The following is a 4,699-nucleotide window of genomic DNA, read 5'->3' as shown; positions in this document are numbered from 1 at the left end:
CCCCTCCCCCGGCATCCGCACAAGCGACCGCCCTCACCCGGTTCCCGGCATCCGCGCGCCCTCGGCACGCCCGCACCCGTAGCCCGTCCGCGGCCTCACCCGCCGCCGGGTCCCCTGTGAACTAAGCGTCACGGGACCGTGATCCGACGCCACAGTTCCGCAACACCGCCTTCCTAGCCTGATCGGTACAGGCTCGAAGGAGGTCCAGGAATGACTGAGCACATCGTCGTCGTCGGGCACGGGATGGTCTCCCACCGATTCGTCTCCACCCTCGGCTCGCGGTACGCCGACACCGACCTGGCCGTCACGGTGATCGGCGAGGAACCCGATCCCGCATACGACCGCGTGGGCCTCTCGGCCTACGTCGGCGCCTGGGAACGTGCGGCCCTGCACCTCGAGGACGCCCGCCACTCCGCCGACCCGAGGGTCACCGTCCGTTCCGGCCACCTCGTCACGGCGATCGACCGGGCGGCGCGGCAGGTCGAACTCGACTCCGGCGAGCGCATCTCCTACGACGCACTGGTCCTGGCCACCGGTTCACGCGCGTTCGTCCCGCCCGTGCCCGGTCACGACCTGCCCGGCTGCCACGTCTACCGCACCCTCGACGACCTCGACGCGATCCGCGCGGCCGGCGAGACCGCAGGGCCCGGCGCGCACGGCGTCGTGATCGGCGGCGGGCTGCTCGGCATCGAGGCCGCCAATGCGTTGAGCCTGATCGGGCTGACCCCGCACGTCGTCGAGCGCAACGACCGGCTCATGCCCGTCCAGGTCGACGGTCGCGGCGGTGCGCTGCTGGGCGACCTCATCCGCGACCGTGGCATCGAGGTGCACCTCAGCGTGACCGACACGGTGATCGAACCGTGCGACGGTGCCGGCGGGGTCCGGGTGACCCTGACCGGCGACGACGGCAAGACGACCGCGGTCGAGGCGGCGGTCGTGGTGTTCTCCGTCGGTGTGCGACCCCGTGACGAGCTCGCCCGCGCGGCCGGGTTGGCGCTGGCCGAGCGGGGCGGCGTGCTGACCGACCGGGCGTGTCGCACCTCGGACCCGCACGTGTTCGCGATCGGCGAGTGCGCGGCCATCGAGGGCACCTGCTACGGCTTGGTCGGACCCGGGTACGCCTCGGCCGAGGTGGTCGCCGCCCGGCTGGGCGACGGTCCGGGCGCCGACGCCGAGTTCACCGGCGCCGACCTCGCCACCAAACTCAAGCTCATGGGCGTGGACGTGGCCAGCTTCGGTGACGCCCACGGGCGCACGCCCGGCTGCCTCGAGTTGGTGGTGGACGATCCCGTCACGCGCACCTACTCCAAACTCGTCCTCAGCGACGACGCCCTGACGCTGCTCGGCGGGGTGTTCGTCGGGGACGCGGGCCCGTACCAGCTGCTCAAGCCACTGCTGGGGCGTACCTTGCCGTCGTCGAATCCCCTGTCCCTCATCACCCCGGGCGCCGCGGCGGACGGCGGGGGTGTCGGCGTGGAGTCGCTGCCCGACGACGCCCAGATCTGTTCCTGCAACGCCGTCACCAAGGGCACGCTGCGCGACGCGATCTGCGGCGGGGCGTGCGACGTCCCGGCACTCAAGGCGTGCACCCGCGCCGGCACCTCGTGCGGGTCGTGCCTGCCGCTCATGCGTCAGGTGCTCGAGGCCGAGGGGGTCGAGCAGTCCACGGCACTGTGCGAGCACTTCGACCAGTCCCGCTCGGAGCTGTTCGAGATCGTCACCGTCACCGGGATCCGGACCTTCTCCGGCCTGATCGGGCGCTTCGGCCGCGGCGCCGGCTGCGACATCTGCAAGCCGACCGTCGCCTCGATTCTCGCCTCGACCAGTTCCGACCACGTCCTCGACGGCGAGCAGGCCTCGCTCCAGGACACCAATGACCACTTCCTGGCCAACATCCAGAAGAACGGCACCTACTCGGTGGTCCCCCGGATGCCCGGCGGGGAGGTGACGGCCGATCAGCTCATCGTGATCGGCGAGATCGCGCGCGACCACGACCTGTACGTCAAGGTCACCGGCGGCCAGCGGATCGATCTCTTCGGCGCGCGTGTGGAGGAGTTGCCGCAGATCTGGCGACGCCTGGTCGACGCGGGCATGGAGTCCGGTCACGCCTACGGCAAGTCGCTGCGCACGGTGAAGAGCTGCGTGGGTACCTCGTGGTGCCGCTATGGTCAGCAGGACTCCGTGGGGATGGCGGTCCTGCTCGAGACCCGGTACCGCGGGTTGCGCGCGCCGCACAAGATCAAGATGGGCGTCTCCGGCTGTGCCCGCGAGTGCGCCGAGGCCCGTGGCAAGGACGTCGGCGTGATCGCCACCGAGACCGGGTGGAACCTCTACGTCGGTGGTAACGGGGGCGCGACCCCGCGGCACGCCCAGCTGCTGGCCGGGGATCTCACGGACGACCAGCTCATCCGCTACATCGACCGCACGGTGATGTTCTACGTCCGCACCGCCGAGCGGTTGCAGCGGATCGCGCCGTGGCTGGAGTCGCTCGAAGGCGGCATCGACCACCTGCGTGAGGTCGTCTGCTCCGACTCCCTGGGGCTCGCGGCCGAGCTCGAGGGCCGGATGGAGTCGCATGTCGAGGGGTACGTGGACGAGTGGGCGGCCGTCCTGGACGACCCCGACAAGCTCGCCCGTTTCGTCTCGTTCGTCAACGCCCCCGAGGCGCCGGACCCCACCGTGCAGTTCGAGGAGCGCGACGGCCGCAAGGTGCCGGTCCTCCTCGGTTCGCCGTCCATGCCGGCCCGCGTCTGACGGTCCCGCGCCGGACACCGGCCAGCTCGGGCGGCCAGCTCTTCCGGCCACCCCCGCCCACGACTCCCGCTCACCAGCTCCGCCCACGACTTCCGCTCACCAGTCCCGCCCACCAGGAGGAGATCCGTCATGACCACCACCCAGCTGTTCACCGCCACCCGCCCCGCTCCCGCATCGGGCGCCGCGCGCCCCGCCGAGATCGCCGTCTGCCCGGTCGGCCGCCTCATCCCGGGGCGTGGGGTCGCCGCCCTGCTGCCCGACGGCCGCCAAGTGGCGGTGTACAAGATCGACGACGACGAGGTCCGCGCCCTCTGCAACATCGACCCCGTCGCCCGGGCGGCCGTGATGAGCCGCGGCCTGGTGGGCGACCGCGCCGGCGAACCCGCGGTGATCTCACCGATCGGCAAGCAGGCCTATGCGCTCGCCGACGGTCGCGGCCTCGACGACCCCTCGCACGGACTCTCGGTGTTCCCCGCCCGGGTCGCCGCCGACGGCACGGTGTTCGTGGCCACCCAGCCCGCCGTCCGGCATGCGCGCGTGATCGCGGCGTAGACGCCGGCCCGCTCGCCGCCGGCCCCGGCCCGGCCCGTTCCCGAACCAGGGGCAGCGCACCCACTCGCGGATGCGCTGCCCCTTCTGCGTGCGCCGCCCCGCTGGCGTGCGATGGCAATATGCACATTCACTGGCGGGTTACGCCGCGGGTGTGGACCATTCAGGGCGCGTACGTCGAGGAGTCCGCAGGGCCGGCGGCGCCTTTAGATGCTGAGTCGGTACCCGCGCTTGACGACGGTCGTGACGAGGTCGGGAACGCCGAGCGCGCGCCGCAGGCGACCCATCGCGGTCTCGACGGCGTGCAGGTCGGTGCCGTCTCCGGGGAGAGCCGCGAGCAGGTCATCGCGGCTCACGCAGGCCCCGGGGCGCCGGGCGAGGGCCCGCAGCAGCGCGAGCTGGGCCGGGGTGAGCTCCACCGGTTTGCCGTCGACCAGTGCGGCCGCCGCACACACGGTGAGCTCGTGCCCGGCGACCTCGATCGGCGCGGTCCGGGCGGCGAGCTCGTCGGTGGTGTGCCGCATGAGTGACCCCAGCCGCATCCGGTCCGGGCTGGTGAACGGCACACCGAGCTCGGCCAGCGGCGCCGCGGTCACCGGCCCCACGCACAGCGCGGCGACGGGCCCGTCCAGCGCCTCGAGCAGGTCGTCGAACACGCCCAGTGCCTCGGCACGCTTGAGCACCGCCACCACCGCCGGGGCCGCGGTGAAGGTCACGCCGTCGACGCCCTGCGCCGCGATGGTCCGCACCAGATCGTCGAGTGCCGCGAGATCGTCGGGCAGCTCCCAGCGGTAGACGGGCACCTCGATCACGTCGGCACCCGCCTCGCGCAGACCGTCGAGCAGCACGGACATCGGGTTCCACCCGGAGCCGGCGCCCTGGATCTGGACGCCGATCGTCAGGCCCTCGACGCCGCGCTCGAGCAGCATCTCCAGCAGCTCCGGGCTGGCCTCGCTCTTGGCCGAGGCGTGCTCGCGCAGGCCGGCGGCGCGGATCGCGCCGGTGGTCTTGGGTCCGCGGGAGTACAGAGGGACCGCGCCCATCAGCTCGAGCAGGTCGTCGGCCAGGCCCCATTCCTCACACACCTGCATCCACCAGCGCACGCCGGCCGCGGTGGTGAGCACCATGAGGTCGGCGGGCGCGGCGAGCAGGCGCCCGGTGGCCTCGCGCACCACCGTGTCCTCGGCGATGGGGATCATGTGCATCGCCGGGGCGTGCAGGACGGTAGCCCCGCGCCGCTCGAGGAGGGTCCGTTGTTCGGAGGCCCGCCGGGCGGCGGTGACGGCGACAGTACGTCCGAGCAGCGGGAGATCGGGGTCGGAGGTGGTCACGTCGGAATCGGTCACTCCCCCATCATGACCGAGGCGTGTGTCCGGCAGGTTTCCCTCGACCGCCC

Annotated in this window: 3 protein-coding genes; 2 read left to right on the top strand and 1 reads right to left on the bottom strand. The window is 72.4% G+C overall.

All coding sequences use genetic code 11. The features are described from left to right. The first annotated feature begins 210 nt into the window (after nt 1-210). Both nirB and nirD read left to right on the top strand, forming a co-directional pair. Nucleotides 211-2,754 (top strand): nitrite reductase large subunit NirB, encoded by a 2,544-nt coding sequence (gene nirB / locus J1M64_RS13925; protein WP_206474513.1) that lies wholly within the window; start codon nt 211-213, stop codon nt 2,752-2,754. Between the two features lie 129 nt (nt 2,755-2,883). Further along, nucleotides 2,884-3,306: a nitrite reductase small subunit NirD gene (gene nirD / locus J1M64_RS13920; protein WP_096905950.1), complete on the top strand. Its 423-nt coding sequence runs from the start codon at nt 2,884-2,886 to the stop codon at nt 3,304-3,306. 203 nt (nt 3,307-3,509) lie between these two features. Here nirD and J1M64_RS13915 read toward each other — a convergent pair whose 3' ends face one another. Continuing rightward, nucleotides 3,510-4,634 carry a uroporphyrinogen-III synthase gene (locus J1M64_RS13915; RefSeq protein WP_181694415.1) on the bottom strand — a complete coding sequence of 375 codons (1,125 nt, stop codon included), beginning with the start codon at nt 4,632-4,634 and terminating at the stop codon, nt 3,510-3,512. Between the last annotated feature and the right edge of the window lie 65 nt (nt 4,635-4,699).

Source organism: Dietzia sp. KRD202, from assembly GCF_017168155.1.
GTDB lineage: Bacteria > Actinomycetota > Actinomycetes > Mycobacteriales > Mycobacteriaceae > Dietzia > Dietzia kunjamensis.
Note: the sequence above shows the minus strand (reverse complement) of the source record. Positions and strands in the feature narration are given on the sequence as shown.